Here is a 13,627-nt window from a genome sequence, read left to right as displayed (position 1 = left end):
ACGATGTCGATGGCGCGGCGCGGGTCGACGGTGGAGGCGTGGCGGCGCAGAGGACGGGTCCGAAGGCGCGCAATTTCGTTCATTCGGCGTCGACGACCGGTGCCGATCGCACCGGGGAGCACTTCGTCATCGTGCCGGGTTGCCGAAGCCCTTGGTCTGCAACTCGTAGGCCTCGCGCATCGGGTCGCCCTCGGGGGTACGAGTCGCCGCCGGGCAGGCCCAGCTGCATATTCGCGGCGGGCGCGGCCAGCAGGCCGAGCACCACCACACCGGCTGCCAGCGCCAGCACCGGAGCCTTGGCGATCAGGCGGGCGACCCGCATGCCAGCTCGCCGCACGGGCCACGCGGCCGACCGGCACCGCGCCGGGTCGGTGCGCGGGCACCGCGCGCCTCAACAGGAGTACACCTGTACCTCGGCGGCCTTGACGGAGAAGTAGACCTCCGCGTTCGGAGCCAGCCTCAGATCCGCCACCGCGCCGGATGTCAGGTCCGCTGTCAGCGCGACGGGACCGCTCGTGCCGACGCCGTTCGCCGCCGCGTCGCCGCGTTTCCGGCCGGTACGGTCGGCTCCGGTCAGCCCGGTACGGTCGGCTCCGGTCAGCTCGGCCCGGACCCGGATGATTCCGCCGCGATCGGTCAGCTCGGCGACCCGCACCGGAAACACATTGCGAGGACTGCCTTCCGGATGCTCCCGGTACACCGCCACCGCCGTGGGCGCGAAGACGGCGGCTGCCCGGCCGGTGGGCGACCACCCGGCGTCCGCGCACCCATGGACGAGCACCCCGTCCGCGTCGACCGCGTGCACCGGGTCGGCGGCGTCATCGGCCGCCGCGACCGCTCGGCCCACCACCAGGTTCACCCCGGCGATCCGGGCCGCGAAGGCGCTGCGCGGGCGGGCCAGCACCGCGGCGACCGGCCCGGACTCCACCACGCGGCCGGATTCGACCACCACCAGGCGGTCGGCCAGGGTGAGCGCGTCGATCATGTCGTGGGTGACCAGCACCGTGCCGGTCGGGGCGGGCGGGCTGTCGCGCAGCACCCGGCGCAGCAGGGCGCGCATGGCCGGGGCCACGGTCACGTCCAGGGCGGCCATGGGTTCGTCCAGCAGCAGCACCCGTGGTCGCACCGCCAGGGCGCGGGCCAGCGCCACCCGCTGGGCCTGTCCGCCCGACAGCGAATCCGGTGCGCGGTCGGCGAACTCCTCGGCGTCCACCGCCCGCAGCCACTCGCGCGCCACCCGTTCGGCCGCCCGGAGACGCAGGCCCCGGCTGCGCGGCCCGAACGCCACATTGGCCAGCACCGACAGATGCGGGAACAGCAGCGGCTCCTGCGCGAGCAGGCCGATATCGCGTCGGTGCGGGGGGACGGCGATGCCGCGCGCGGGGTCGGTGAGCACCCGGCCGTCGAGCGATACCGTGCCCCCGTCGGGAGTCAGCATTCCGGCGATCACATCCAGCAGGGTGGATTTCCCGGCGCCGTTCGGCCCGAGCACCGCCAGCACCTCGCCCGGAGCGACCTCCAATTCCACATCCAGCGCACGGGCGGCCACCCGCGCCGATACGTGCAGGCCGCTCATGCCGTGCGCCCGTTCGCCGCCGCGCCGACGCGCCGGTAGGCGATGAGCACGATGAGCACCGCGACCAGCACCAGCAGCAGCGACAGCGCCACGGCGGCGTCGGCGTCGGTCTCGCGTTGCAGGTAGATCTCCAACGGCAGGGTGCGGGTGCGGCCCTGGAGGCTGCCCGCGAAGGTGAGCGTGGCACCGAATTCCCCCAGGGCGCGGGCGAAGGCCAGCACCGAACCCGAGATCAGGGCCGGACGCAGCAGCGGCAGGGTCACCCGCCACCACACCACGGTGGGGCGCGCGCCGAGGGTGGCGGCAATGCGCTCGAAGCGGTCACCGGCCGTGCGCATGGCTCCCTCCAGGGTGATGACCAGGAAGGGGAGAGCGACGAAGGTCTGCGCCAGCACCACCGCCGTCGTGCTGAAGGCGATGCGGATGCCCGCCGCCTCGAGTTCCCGGCCGAGCAGACCGTTGCGCCCGAACAGGTACAGCAGTGCCAGGCCGCCGACCACCGGCGGGATCACCAGGGGCAGCAGCACCAGCGAGCGCAGCACGGGCAGCGCCCGCCAGTGGGCGCGGGCCAGCAGCACCGCCATCGGCACCCCGAGGGCGATGCACAGCAGCGTCGCGGCGGCGGCCGTTTTCACGCTCAGGGTCAAGGCGTCCCGCGAGGCCGGTGCGGTGATGAGCCCGAAGAAGTTCGCCCAGTCCACGGCCGTGGTCAGTGCCAGCAGCGGGCCGATGACCAGCGCGAAACCAATGACGGCGGGCAGCAGCAGCCACGCGGGCACGCCCGGGCCGGGGGAGACCGATCCGGGCAGACCATGCAGTCGCATCGAATGTTTCACGGGGAACCGAACCCGGCCGCCGCCAGCAGCTTCCGCCCCTCCGGCCCGGTGACAAGGTCGAGGAACTCCCGTGCGCCCTCGGGGTTCGGCGCATCCGCGATCACCGCGATCGGGTAGCTGTTGACCGCCGTCGCGGCCTCCGGGAAGGGCACCGTCACCACCCGGTCCCCGGCGGCGGTGGCGTCGGTGACGTACACCAGTCCGGCGTCGGCCTGCCCGGTGGTGACCTTGGCCAGCACATCGGTCACCGCGGACTCCTCGCTCACCGGGGCGATGTCGACGCCCGCGGCGGTGGTCACCGCCCGGGTCGCCGCACCGCACGGCACCTGGGGCGCGCAGACGACCAGACGCAGGCCGGGGCGGGCCAGGTCCGCCGGGGTCGCGATACCGGCCGGATTGCCGGGCGGGGTGACGATGGTGAGCGTATTGGTGGCGAAGGTGGTCGGCGTCTCGGTGATCCGGCCGCCGCGCACCGCCTTGTCCATGGTGGCCGGATCGGCGCTGGCGAAGACATCGGCGGGAGCACCCTGTTCGAGTTGCGCTGCGAGCGTGGACGATCCGGCGAAGGAGAATTCCACCCCGGTGCCGGGATGCGCGGATTCGTACCGCTCACCCAGTTCGGTGAAGACGTGCTGGAGGGAGGCCGCCGCGAAGACGGTCACGGTCGTGGTGTCGGACGCGGAATCGGAAGCGCCGCAGCCGGACAGCGCCGCGGCCCCGAGCACCGCCAGCACACCCGAGCGAAAACCTATGCGGCCCCGCCGGAATCGGCGTCGGTCTCCACCACCACGGTGGTCGCCTTCACGCTCGCCACCGCCACGCTGCCGGGGCGCAACCCCAACTCCCGCACCGATTCGCTGCTCATCAACGACACCACCGTGAACGGCCCGCATTGCATCTCCACCTGTGCCATCACCGTATCGGTCACCACCCTGGTGACGAGTCCGGGAAACCGATTGCGTGCCGAGGAGGCACTGCCCAGTCGTGCCCGCGGGGTGCGGGCGTGCTCGACGGCCAGGGCCGCCAGCTGCTCGCCGTCCACCACCAGGCGTCCCGACCCGTCCTTGTGGGCCGAGAGCGATCCGGCGTCGATCCAGCGGCGGACGGTGTCGTCACTGACACCGAGCAGCTGAGCGGCGTCGCGGATGCGGATATCGGACATGGGAGCACTCTATCTCCGCAAATGCGGTGACAACAAGAGAAATGATCCGCATCTGCGGATATCTGTCGGCCTATTGCGACGGTCGTCACAGCGTCCGACCCGATGCTGTCACCTCCTGCCGGTACGCTCGGGGCAATCATGGCCACGTATTTCGATCCGAAGGCCTGGTCACCTCTGCGGGCGGTGGACCTCGGCATGGACCTGGGACGACGCCTGTTCGACCAGAGCTGGCTGGATCAGTGGACCACCTTCACCACCGCATGGCTGGATCCGGTCGCCGACTTCGGCGCGGGCACCGTCACCGCGCTCATGCCCGATGTGCTCATGACCCTGCTGTCCGAGGGCATCCTCAGCCAGTTCGGCGGACAGGAAGTGAGCGCCACCGTGCTCGGCCACGACCTGCGCGCCACCCTGCACACCCTCAAGGTGCGGCGGCGCGGGGCGCATTTCCAATCGAAAACCGTGCTGACCGACCTGTATTGGAACGAGCAGCCGATCAAGGAACTCACCGTCATCGCGCACGGGGTGCGGCTCATTCCGGGGGTGCCCACCAAAATCCGCTCCGCCCAACTGGATCTGCGCGGCACCATCCACATCGAGGCGCTGGTGCGGTGGATCAACAGCTGGCAGCCGGACTGGCTGCTGCGGACCGCGCCGGACGGAATGATCCTGGCGCGGCATCGAAGACGAAGACTGCGAGCCCTGGCCACGGCGGAGATCAGGGACAACGTCCTCACCATCACACTGCACCGGGCCAACTGGTGGGGCATCCGGATGCCGCGGCGCGCGGTGCGGCTACAGCCGATCCCGCTGACCGATCTGCCCAATCACGCCCGCATCACCCGTGCCGAAAGAATCGGCGACGACGTGCTTTTCGAGGCCGATCTGCCCGGCCTCACCGGCTCCTTCGACCTGGCGCAGATCCGCGCCGCCATCGTGGCGGGCACCACCCTCATCGTCTTCTAGGCGCGACTCGCTATTCGGCCGGTTGCTGGCCCTTCCACCACTTCAGCAGTTCCGCCTCCGCTTCGTCGCGAGTGAGGGGGCCGCGGTCGAGGCGCAACTCCTTCAGGAACTTCCACGCCTTGCCCACCTCGGGACCGGGCTGGATGCCGAGCAGCTCCATGATGGCGTTGCCGTCCAGGTCCGGGCGCACCCGCGCCAGATCCTCCTGCTCCTGAATGCGGGCGATCCGCACTTCCAGATCGTCGTAGGTGGATTGCAGCATGGCCGCGCGGCGCTTGTTGCGGGTGGTGCAGTCGGCGCGCACCAGTTTGTGCAGACGCGGCAGCAGCTCACCGGCATCGGTGACATAGCGGCGCACCGCCGAATCGGTCCACTGGCCCTTGCCGTAGCCGTGGAAGCGCAGGTGCAGGTACACCAGCCGCGCCACGTCCTCGGTGAACTGCTTGGGATACTTCAAGGCGCGCATGCGCTTTCGCACCATCTTCGCGCCCACCACCTCGTGATGGTGGAAGCTCACCCCGCCGCCCGGCTCGTTCTTCTTGGTGGGCGGCTTGCCGATATCGTGCAGCAGCGCGGCCCAGCGCAGGATCAGGTCCGGGTCGCCGTCCTCCTGATCGATGGCCTGGCGCAGCACCGTCAGCGAATGCTGGTAGACGTCCTTGTGCTGGTGATGCTCGTCGATCTCCAGCTTCATGGCCGGCACCTCCGGCAGCACCCGCTCGGCCAGACCCGTCTCGCAGATGAGGTCGATGCCGTCGGTCGGGTACTCGCCGCCGATCAGCTTGTCGAGCTCGGTGCGCACCCGCTCGGCGGTGATGCGGTCGAGCTCCGGGGCCATGGCGACAATGGCCGCCCGCACCCGCGGGGCCGGGGTGAAGCCGAGCTGCGAGACGAAGCGCGCGGCGCGCAGCATGCGCAGCGGGTCGTCGTGGAACGAGTCCTCGGGCGCGGCGGGGGTGTCCAGCACACCCGCGAGCAGGGCCGACATCCCGTCGAGCGGATCGACGAACTCCAGCTCGCCCAGGGCTCCGATCCGCACGGCCATGGCGTTCACCGTGAAGTCACGGCGGACCAGATCGCCCTCCAGGGTGTCGCCGAAGGTGACCTCCGGATTGCGGGACACCCGGTCGTAGGTGTCGGCGCGGAAGGTGGTGATCTCCAGCTGCTGCCCGCCCTTGGCCGCGCTCACCGTGCCGAAGGCCAGGCCGCCGGTGTCCCACAGGTGGTCGGCCCAGCCGCGCATCAGCTCCTGCACCTGCTCGGGCCGGGCGTCGGTGGTGAAATCCAGATCCGTGCCCAGGCGGCCCAGCACCGCGTCGCGCACGCTGCCGCCCACCAGGTACAGGTGATGGCCGTGCGCGGCGAAGAGCTCGCCGAGCGGGGTCAGGACTTCGGAGAGCCGTCCCAGTGTGATCGCCGCCGCCGCGAGCAATCGGGTACGGCGTTCCTCGTTTGCTACGTCGGACTCAGGCGAAACCACGAAAACGCAGCTTAGTGGAGCGGCGCAAACCGGTTTCGCCAGATGCGGCGGCGGGCGCTCCAGCCGGAGCCGGGCCGGTCCGGCGACACCCCGGGTACGGGGTGCTTACAGCGGCGTTCCGGCAGCTCGACGCAGCGAGGCGGCACCTGAGTCCTTCCCGGCTAGACTGACGCAGTGTCTCCTCCGGCCGATCGCGCGAACAGTCGACGCCGCCAGCCCCGGCGCCGCGGTTCGACCGGTAATGCGGCGAAACCCCGCATGCGCACCGTCCGGGAGACCTCGGCGGGCGGACTCGTGGTCGACGGCCTCGACGGCCCCCGCGAGAAAGCCTCCGCCGCTCTCATCGGGCGCACCGATCGGCGCGGCCGCCTACTGTGGTCGCTACCGAAAGGACATATCGAAGAGGGGGAGACCGCCGAACAGACCGCGATCCGCGAGGTCGCGGAGGAGACCGGTATCCACGGCACGGTGGTCGCCGAACTGGGCAGCATCGACTACTGGTTCGTCACCGAGGGCCGCCGGGTACACAAGACGGTGCATCACTACCTCATGCGATCGATCGGCGGGGAACTGTCCGACGCCGACGTGGAGGTCACCAAGGTGGCCTGGGTTCCCTTGAGCGAACTCGATTCCCGGCTCGCGTACGCGGACGAACGCAGGCTGGCGGAGGTGGCGAACCGGCTGATCGATCGGATGGAGAACGGCAGACAATGACGCGTGCGGGGTCCCTGCGTCCGAACAGGCCGCTGCACCGCTGGATGCTGTCGCTCGTCACGGTGATTCTGGCCGTCGTGGCGACCGGCGTCGGCGCCGTGCCCGCCGGCGGCCAGCCCGACGGCAACGGCTACGGCAGCGGCACCGGCCCGAAATTCCTGAAGCTGTCCCTGGATTCGGTGACGCCCACGGTCATCACCACCACCAGCGACCCCTACTTCGTGGTCTCGGGCACCGTCACCAATATCGGTGACCGCGTGGTCGACGACATCAGCATCCGCGTCCAGCGGGCCCGGCCGGCGACGGCGGCCAGCGAACTGCGCACCGCACTACAGCTGGACCAGATCAACTACGACGTCACCGGGGCGTTCCAGGCGGTGTCCGAACGGCTCGGCCCGGGCGACCACAAGCAGTTCAGCTTCACAGTGGCCCTGCGCGGCGGCGGCGACATGCCCAGCGACGTCACCGACCTCCAGATCACCGAGCCTGGCGTCTACCCGCTGCTGCTGAACGTCAACGGCGAACCCGCCTACGGCAGTCAGGCCCGCCTCGACGACGCGCGCTTCCTGCTGCCCGTGCTCGGCGTCCCGGCCACCGCCGACACCTCGGTCGACGCGCCGCCGCCGGTTCCGGCCGCTCCCGCCGCGCCGCCGGTCGCCGCCACCATGCTGTGGCCGCTGGCCGACCGGCCCCGGCTGATGGCGGGCATCCCGGGCTCGGTGGACGGGCAGGCGCTGCTCACCGACGACGAGCTGGCCTCCTCCCTGAGCGCGGGCGGCCGTCTCGACCAGTTGCTCTCGGCCCTGGAATCGGCGCTGCGCAACGACGCCCGCTCCGGCGGCGGGCTGGCCTCGTCGCTCTGCCTGGCCGTCGACCCGGACCTGCTGGTCACCGTGTCGGCGATGGTCACCGACTACCGCGTGCTGGCCAGTCCCTCGGATCCGGACGGGCCCACCCGTGCGGGCACCGGTACCCAGGCCGCCAAGTCCTGGCTGGACCGGCTGCGCGCCGTCGCCCCCGGATTGTGCACGGTGGCACTGCCGTTCGGGCAGGTCGACGAGACCGTGCTGGCCGCCGTCAACGATCCGGCCCTCACGCATCGGGCGCTGGTCGCACCGGCCGACGTGGTCGACTCGCTGCTCTCGGTCACCTCGCTGCGCGGGGTGAATCTGCCGGACGCGGGCACCATCGACACCGGGGCGGCGAATCTGCTGGCCGCCCACGGCGTCACCACCGCGGTGCTCGCCGACAACGCGGTCGTCCCCACCGACGGCCGGTCCACCGCTACCGCCGACGACACCATCGAGGCACCCGCCCCCGCCGGTCATCCGGATATGGTGCGGCTGCCCGATATCCCGCTGAATCCGGGCGTGGGCGAGCCGCCGGTCGATCCCGGGCTGCGGGTGGCGACCTTCGACATCTGGTCGGCCACCGCACTGGCGGCCGTCGGCTCCCATCCGCCGACACCGTCGTTCACCCCGCAGTCGGTTCGCTACGACGTCAACGCCGACTCCCGTCCCGCGCGACTCCAGGACGCCCTCGGCGCCATCTCCTGGCCGGCGCTGAATCCACGCCCGGACCGGCCGGGAGCCGTGCTGTTCATGCCGCCGCAGCAGTGGGGCGCGAATCGGGACGAGGCCACCGCACTGCTCGAACAGCTGCAACTGCTGTTCCGCGAGAACCTCGCCGTACCGCGCCCCTTCACGGACCTGCTGGCCCAGCCCGCCGACCCGCAGCCCTACGAACTCGACTATCTGAGCCAGGCCGCCGACGAGTCGGTGCCGCGGCAGTTCGTCGATCCGGTGCGGGCCCAGGCACATCGCATTACCGAACTGATGAACGCGCTGGCGGAGGTACCGCAGCAGGAATTGAGCCCGCGCGCCTTCCTCACCCCGCTGCGTGACGACCTGCTCCGGACGCTGACCCTCTCGGATCGGCGCAGCGGCGGCCAGCCCGACACCGTCGCCCAGCGCCGCCTCCACCAGACCACCACCACCGTCGACGAACTGTTCGGATCGGTGACCGTGCTGCCACCGGGCGGCGTCTACACCCTCGCCTCCGAACAGAGTCCGCTGCTGCTGGTGGCGCGCAACGACCTGCCGGTCGCCATCCGGGTCGAATTCCGCATCGACGCACCCGCCGAGACGAAGATCACCGATGTCGGCGAGGAGGTATTGCCCGCCAAGGGCACCCGCTCCTTCCAGATCCCCACCGAGGTGAGCGACAGCCGAAACCTGGTGATACCCATCGCACTTACCACGCCGGACGGGGTGCCGCTCGGCAATGCCGTAACGGTATCGGTGCGTTCCAACGCTTATGGTCAGGCGTTGGCAATAATTACCGGGTGCGCGGGCGCGCTGCTGTTCCTGCTGGCCGGACGCCGCCTGTGGCACCGCTTCCGCGGGCAGGCCGATCCGGCCGATGAGGGATTCGATCCGGAGACCCGACGTCGGGTGAACCGGTTCCGGCGTGCCCGCAAGCGGGAGTTGCAACGACAGGAGGACCGATGAGCGAACACGGTGAACCGCGCTCATCGGGCCGCGAACCCGAGGGGCCGCCACCGCGACGCGCCCCCTCCGCACCCTGGGAGCGAGGCGTGGGACGACAACCCGGTGGACCCGGAATGCCGCCGGGCCGACCGCAACCGCGGCAGGGACAGCCGGGGCCGCCCTATCCGAGACAGGGGCCTTCGGGTCAGCCGCACCCGGGACAGGGCCAACCACAACCGGGCCAGCCACAACCGAGACAGGGACAACCGCACCCGCGACCCGCCGGTCCGCCGCCGGGTCAACCGTCCGGTCCGCCCTCGGGGTCGGAGTATCCGGCACCCGAACCGCCCATCATGCGGCGACCCGCCGGAATGCCGCCCCGGCCGCAGCCGCCCCAGCGCCCCGAAACCCAGCGCCGGGAACCCCAACGCTCGGAAACCCAGCGCCCGCGGCACGCCGCCCACGGGCAGGTGCCGCCGGAGGAGCGCTACCACTGGGGGCACGTCACCCCGCCGCCGCAGCGGCCGGTCCAGCCCCAGCGCTACCCGACGCCGCCCTCGGACCGCCAGCCGCTGCCGCGCACCACCGTGGTGAGGACGGCCGAGCAGGCCGAGAGTTCGAACGCCCGCCTGGTCAAGGAATCCGGGTCCATCGCGTTCGCCACCCTGATCAGCCGGATCACCGGATTCGGCAAACAGCTGCTGCTGCTCACCGTGCTCGGCCCGGCCATCGCCAGTGCCTACACCGTCGCGGCCACCATCCCGACCATGATCTCCGAACTGCTGGTCGGCGCGGTGCTCACCGCCATCGTGGTGCCGACCCTGGTGCGCGCGGAGAAAGAGGACCCCGACGGCGGCGCGGCCTTCGTGCGACGGCTGTACACCGCCGCGCTCACGGTGCTCGGCATCGGCACCCTGCTGGTGACGGCCGCCGCTCCGATTCTGGTCACGCACGTCTTCCTGTCCGATGACGGTGAGGTCAACGTCGCGCTCACCACCGCGCTGACCTTCCTGTTGCTGCCCGCCATCATCTTCTACGGCATGACGGCGCTGCTCACGGCCATTCTCAACACCCACCAGGTGTTCAAGCCCGGCGCCTGGGCGCCCGTGCTCAACAACGTGGTGGTGCTGGTCGTACTGGTGCTCTACGCCGTGACGCCGGGGGAGATCACCCTCGACCCGGTGCGCATGGGTGAGCCGAAACTGCTGCTGCTCGGCGTCGGCGTCACCGTCGGCGTGATCGTGCAGGCGATGAGCCTGCTGCCCGCCATCCGCCGCGAGGGCATCAGCCTGAAACCGCTGTGGGGCGTGGACGACCGGCTCAAGATGTTCGCGGGCATGGGCGCGGCCATCATTCTGTACGTCCTGATCAGCCAGGCCGGATGGGTCATCGCCACCCGCATCTCCTCGCATGTGGACGCCGCGGGTCCGGCCATCTACCAGAACGCCTGGCTGCTGCTGCAACTCCCGTACGGCGTGCTCGGCGTGACCGTGCTGACCGCGATCATGCCGCGGCTGTCCCGCAATGCCGCCGCCGACGACACCCCCGCCGTGGTGGACGATCTCGGCGCGGCCACCCGCCTCACCATGATCGCGCTGCTGCCGGTGGTCGTCTTCATGACCCTGGCCGGACCGCAGATCGGCCAGGCGCTCTACGGCTACGGCAACTTCGGCGGCGACGCGCGACGGCTCGGCGAGGCCGTGGCCTGGTCGGCGTTCACGCTGATTCCGTACGCGCTGGTCCTGATCCACCTGCGCGTGTTCTACGCCCGTGAGCAGGCGTGGACTCCCACCTGGATCATCCTCGGCATCACCACCGTGAAGGTCGTGTTCTCCGCGATCATGCCGATGCTGCTCGGCCCCGACCAGGTGGTGATCGGGCTGAGCCTGGCCAATGGTCTCGGCTTCGTGGCAGGCGCGGTGATCGGCGGCTTCCTGCTGCACCGCAGCCTCGGCGATCTGCGCATGACCAATGTCGGCCGCACCATCACGCGGGTGCTGTTGGCATCACTGGCCGGTGGTGCGGTGATGTGGATCGTGGACCAGGTGCTGGGCCTGCACCGGCTGACGGACTCCTTCGGCGGGCTGGGCTCGCTGGTGCGGGTCGGCATCACCGCCATCGTCATGTTCGCGGTGGCCTTCGGTCTCATGCGACTGGCCGGCATCCCGGAGATCGTCGCCATCACCGTCGCCATCTCGCGCCGCCTGGGCTTCTCGCCGCCCGCACCCGACCTGGATCTGGACGGTCCGGCCGACGGCGTCGACGCCACCATGGTGCTGCCCATGGCCGATCTGCGAGCCGCACCGTACTACTACCGGTACGACCCGTACCTGGACGCGCAGACCATGGTGCTGCCGGTCGTTCGACCCGAGGCGGTTGACAACACTGGAAAGGGTCAATTCCCGTACCCTGTGGCGGAGAGAAACGCAACCGCCGGATCCGGCGTTCGCGGCGAGACCGGTTCGGGTACTCGCGCAGTGTCGGGCGGCGACGCCCGCGCGGCGTCGGAGGCCGACGATCGCGCCGCTGGCGAACCGATCCAGGAGCGGACTTCGACATATTACGGCGAAGGAGGAACGAGGGTGAGCGACGACGCGGCGGGCGGCGCCCCGGCCGCCGAATCTGCGACGGCCCAAGGAGGCGGGCTCTCGACCGACGTTCCTCCGGGCGCACAGACCGGAGCAGCGCCGGAGAGAGCCGAGGCGGCGGACACCGCCGACGCCCCGGACCGGCAAGAGCGGCACGCGGATTCGGGCCAGGCGGATCACGAGGCACCGGCCGATCCCACGCAGACCGGCGTCATGCCCATGCCGCCGCTACGTGTGGAGGCACCGTCCAAGCGAGTTCAGCGCGGCCCCAAGCTGATGCCGGGCGCATCCGTGGCGGGCGGCCGCTACCGGCTGCTCGCGGGACACGGTGGCGCGCGCGGACTGCGGTTCTGGCAGGCCCTGGACGTGAAGCTGGACCGCGAGGTCGCGCTGACCTTCGTGGACGCCGACCAGAAGGACGCGGACAACTCCGGACACGATGGGCCGCAAGCCATTCTGTCGCGCACCCTGCGCCTGGGCCGGATCAACTCACCGGGTCTGGCGCGCGTGCTCGACGTGGTGCGCGGCTCCTCCGGCGGCATCGTGGTGGCGGAATGGACACCGGGCCGGTCGCTGCGCGAGATGGCCGAAACCCAGCCCTCGCCCATCGGCGCGGCCCGCGCCATCCGGGCACTGGCCGCGGCGGCCGAACTCGCCCACCGCGGCGGCGGCTCGCTGTCCATCGACCATCCGGACCGGATCCGCATCAGCGCCTCCGGTGACGCGGTGCTCGCCTTCCCCGGCACCCTCTCCGACTCCGACGCGCAGTCGGACGTGCGCGGGCTCGGCGCCATGCTCTACGCCCTCACCGTCGCGCGCTGGCCCATCCGGACCGGGGGTATGACGGGCAGCGCGGCCACCGTCGGCGGGCTCCGGCTTGCCGATTTCGGGCCGGACGGCACACCCGTGGAACCCCGCCAGATCCGCCCGGAGGTGCCGTTCGAGATCTCGGCGGTGGCGGTGCGCTCGCTGGAGTCGAACAAGGGCGTACGCACCGCCGCGACCGTGCAGCACGTGCTGGAGCAGGCGTCGGTGGTCGATCAGAAGACCGACTTCATTCCGGTGCTGCGGCTCGGACAGCGCGCCCCCAGTGCGCCCGACGAGACGCTCGCCGATCCGGAACTGCTCGCCGCCGAGAAGGAACGCTCGCAGCGGATGATGTGGATACTGGTCGGACTCGGCGTGCTCGCCGCGCTGGTGGTCGGCGTGGTGATCTGGTGGCTGCTGAGCATCTTCGCGCCGGGGGCCTCCGATCAGCCGCTCAACGAGCAGCGCAATATCGGCCTCACTACGGCCACCTCGGCACCGGCCGTTCCCGGCGGCCCCGCGCCGGAGCCCACCCCGACCGCGCCCACGGGCGGGGTGCCGATGCCCATCACGGGCGTCTCGGTGTACTCCCCGGAGGGCACGCCCGACGATATCGGCGGTGTGTCGGCGGTGCTGGACAATGATCCGACCACCTTCTGGCGCACCGACCAGTACTTCCAGCAGTTCCCGGCCCTGAAGAACGGGGTCGGGGTGCTGGCCACCATGGGCAGCCCGGGCAAGCTCACCAAGGTGGTGATCGACTCGCAGACCCCGGGGACGATGGTGGAGATCCGTAGCTCGCCGACCGCGGCGCCGACCCTCGATCAGACGCAGCTGATCGGGTCGGCGACGCTCGGCGAGGGGGTCACCGAGATTCCGGTGAGTTCCGAGCAGTCGACCCGCTACGTGCTGATCTGGATCACCGCCCTGGGTAACGAGGGGGGCCGGTACCAGTCCTCGCTCTCCGAAGTGCATTTCGAAGCCGCGCCCTAGCCGCGCCGGCCGCGCC

The 13,627-nt window shown here is 70.9% G+C and carries 10 protein-coding genes; 4 read left to right on the top strand and 6 right to left on the bottom strand.

The window, feature by feature from the left end; translation table 11 throughout:
• Positions 1 to 79: 79 nt before the first annotated feature.
• From QMO76_RS23250 to QMO76_RS23230, 5 genes are all read right to left on the bottom strand, one after another.
• Positions 80 to 322, bottom strand: coding sequence for a hypothetical protein (locus tag QMO76_RS23250; protein WP_306363434.1), 243 nt, complete (start codon positions 320 to 322; stop codon positions 80 to 82).
• A gap of 69 nt (positions 323 to 391) precedes the next feature.
• Positions 392 to 1,576, bottom strand: coding sequence for a sulfate/molybdate ABC transporter ATP-binding protein (locus QMO76_RS23245; RefSeq protein ID WP_306363433.1), 1,185 nt, complete (start codon positions 1,574 to 1,576; stop codon positions 392 to 394).
• On the bottom strand, positions 1,573 to 2,400 hold the full coding sequence (locus QMO76_RS23240) for an ABC transporter permease (RefSeq protein WP_306363432.1): 828 nt from the start codon (positions 2,398 to 2,400) through the stop codon (positions 1,573 to 1,575). Before QMO76_RS23240 ends, QMO76_RS23245 begins: the two co-directional genes overlap by 4 nt.
• Before the next feature lie 8 nt (positions 2,401 to 2,408).
• Positions 2,409 to 3,146, bottom strand: coding sequence for a molybdate ABC transporter substrate-binding protein (gene modA, locus QMO76_RS23235; RefSeq protein WP_372342049.1), 738 nt, complete (start codon positions 3,144 to 3,146; stop codon positions 2,409 to 2,411).
• Positions 3,147 to 3,160: 14 nt separating this feature from the next.
• Entirely contained in the window at positions 3,161 to 3,574 is a 414-nt protein-coding gene (locus QMO76_RS23230; RefSeq protein WP_306363431.1) for a molybdopterin-binding protein, read from the bottom strand.
• Positions 3,575 to 3,712: 138 nt separating this feature from the next.
• On the opposite strand from QMO76_RS23230, the gene QMO76_RS23225 reads away from it, so the two are divergent.
• The gene (locus QMO76_RS23225; protein WP_306363430.1) at positions 3,713 to 4,540 is read left to right on the top strand and encodes a hypothetical protein; all 828 of its coding nucleotides are present in this window, start codon (positions 3,713 to 3,715) and stop codon (positions 4,538 to 4,540) included.
• A 10-nt stretch (positions 4,541 to 4,550) separates the two neighbouring features.
• On the opposite strand, the gene QMO76_RS23220 is transcribed toward QMO76_RS23225, so the two are convergent.
• Complete coding sequence (locus QMO76_RS23220) at positions 4,551 to 6,020, bottom strand: CCA tRNA nucleotidyltransferase (RefSeq protein WP_306363429.1); 1,470 nt, start codon at positions 6,018 to 6,020, stop codon at positions 4,551 to 4,553.
• 258 nt (positions 6,021 to 6,278) lie between these two features.
• Between QMO76_RS23220 and QMO76_RS23215 the strand changes: the two genes are divergently transcribed.
• The 3 genes from QMO76_RS23215 (at position 6,279) to murJ (ending at position 13,611) form a co-directional block, all read left to right on the top strand.
• The gene (locus QMO76_RS23215) at positions 6,279 to 6,734 is read left to right on the top strand and encodes an NUDIX hydrolase (RefSeq protein ID WP_372342048.1); all 456 of its coding nucleotides are present in this window, start codon (positions 6,279 to 6,281) and stop codon (positions 6,732 to 6,734) included.
• The gene (locus tag QMO76_RS23210) at positions 6,731 to 9,244 is read left to right on the top strand and encodes a DUF6049 family protein (RefSeq protein ID WP_306363427.1); all 2,514 of its coding nucleotides are present in this window, start codon (positions 6,731 to 6,733) and stop codon (positions 9,242 to 9,244) included. The genes QMO76_RS23215 and QMO76_RS23210 overlap by 4 nt, the downstream gene beginning before the upstream one ends.
• A 332-nt stretch (positions 9,245 to 9,576) precedes the next feature.
• Positions 9,577 to 13,611, top strand: a complete 4,035-nt coding sequence (gene murJ / locus QMO76_RS23205; RefSeq protein WP_306363426.1) for a murein biosynthesis integral membrane protein MurJ — start codon at positions 9,577 to 9,579, stop codon at positions 13,609 to 13,611.
• The last annotated feature ends 16 nt before the right edge of the window (positions 13,612 to 13,627 follow it).

The sequence above is a fragment of the Nocardia sp. CC227C genome (assembly GCF_030767025.1).
Lineage (GTDB): Bacteria > Actinomycetota > Actinomycetes > Mycobacteriales > Mycobacteriaceae > Nocardia.
This window is presented reverse-complemented; position numbering and strand designations above follow the sequence as displayed.